The sequence below is a fragment of the Actinosynnema sp. NPDC023658 genome (assembly GCF_040639995.1).
In the GTDB taxonomy this organism is placed as follows: domain Bacteria; phylum Actinomycetota; class Actinomycetes; order Mycobacteriales; family Pseudonocardiaceae; genus Actinosynnema.
The window spans coordinates 1-1,443 of sequence record NZ_JBFAAX010001259.1 but is presented as its reverse complement, the minus strand read 5'-3'; the positions used below and the strand labels follow the sequence as shown (position 1 = coordinate 1,443).

The following is a 1,443-nucleotide window of genomic DNA, read 5'->3' as shown; positions in this document are numbered from 1 at the left end:
GCGGAACCGCTGCTGGACACCGGCGAGGCACTCCCGGAACGTCTCGTCGGGCCGCACCCGGGAGCTACGACCTGGAGGTCGCGGACGGGCAGGCCGCCGTCATCGCCCGCATCGGACCACTGCGCCAGACCACGGCCACCCGCGCCGTGCCCGCCGGCCCGGTGCGACTCGTGATCACCACTCGGGCGGCCCGCAGGTGGCCGGAGGGGGAGGGGTCGCCGTCGGGGCTGCACGTCGCCGCTCCCGACTACCTCGCCTTCCACGTGGGCGACGACCCGGAGCCGCTGGTCGAGCTGGACGGCCGGTACCTGTCCACGGAGGTGGCAACCGGGTTCACCGGCCGGGTGATCGGCATGTACGTCACCGAGGGCACCGCGTGGTTCGACTGGTTCGACCACGGTCCGCTCGACGAGCAGGAGCAGGAGCAGGCCTGACCTCGACCCGGCGCCGGGATCCGCTGAGCGGACCGGCGCCGGTCGTCGCGGGCCGGACCCGGCCGTCAGCCGAAGAGGCGGCGCTGGATCTCGCTGCGGTAGTCCTGGAGGGTGTTGTCGAGGTGCAGGCCGGCGGCGTGCGCGGCGGCCTCGGGGTCGCCGTCGCGGATCGCCTCGTAGATCGCGAGGTGCTCCTCGACCGCCTCCGCCGCGTGCCCGCCGATGGTGCCGTGCAGCCCGATGGTGCTCGACTGGCGCTGCAGGCGGCGTGCCTCGCGCACCGCGGCGACCAGGAACTGGTTGTGGGACGCGGCGGCGACCGCGAGGTGGAAGTCCTCGTCCCCGTCCTGGAACAGCGCGAGCTGACCGGTCACGTGACCCTGCCGGCACGTCTCGGCGGCGGCGCCGATGGCGCGCAGCTCGGCCGGGGTGGCGTGGGTCGCGGCGAGCCGGCTGGCCGCGGTCTCCTGGACCCGGCGGAACTCGAAGAGCATGTAGACGTGGTCGAGGTTGGTCGGCAGGAAGAAGCCGCCCCACCGCGAGGAGCCGAGCATGCCCTCGTCGTCGGCCACGTACAGCCCGCGGCCCTTCTGCGCCCGCACCCGGCCGATCGCGGAGAGGATCTTGACGGCTTCCCGGACCACCGTCCGGCTGGTCCCCATCCGGGTGGCCAGCTCGTTCTCGGTGGGCATCCGGTCACCGGGGCGCAGCTCGAACTCCGCGATCAGCTGGAGGATCTGCTCGGCCACCAGCTCGTAGCCGGGGCGGTACGGACCGGTCGACCCGGCGGTGTCCCGCTTCCCGGCCGGCGCGTCGACCGGTACCTCCGGGACCAGTGCGCTATCCGCCAACGCGACTCCTTCGTGACGGGTCACCCGAAGAGTGTGACAGCTCACCACAGCCCGATCAGCTTACCTCCCGGTCGGAGGGCAGCCGGCTGACCGGAGCGGTGCAGCGCACTGTGTGTGACTCATCGTAGCCGAGACGTCGCGAAAACGAGCGGATAAGC

The 1,443-nt window shown here is 72.8% G+C and carries 1 protein-coding gene and 1 pseudogene; one reads left to right on the top strand and one right to left on the bottom strand.

Annotation, left to right across the window (positions count from 1 at the left end; genetic code table 11):
- A pseudogene (locus AB0G02_RS40075) lies at positions 1-434 on the top strand (hypothetical protein); the annotation flags it as partial.
- Between the two features lie 65 nt (positions 435-499).
- On the opposite strand, the gene AB0G02_RS40070 reads toward AB0G02_RS40075, so the two are convergent.
- Entirely contained in the window at positions 500-1,285 is a 786-nt protein-coding gene (locus tag AB0G02_RS40070) for a FadR/GntR family transcriptional regulator (RefSeq protein ID WP_360805733.1), read from the bottom strand.
- Positions 1,286-1,443: the final 158 nt, after the last annotated feature.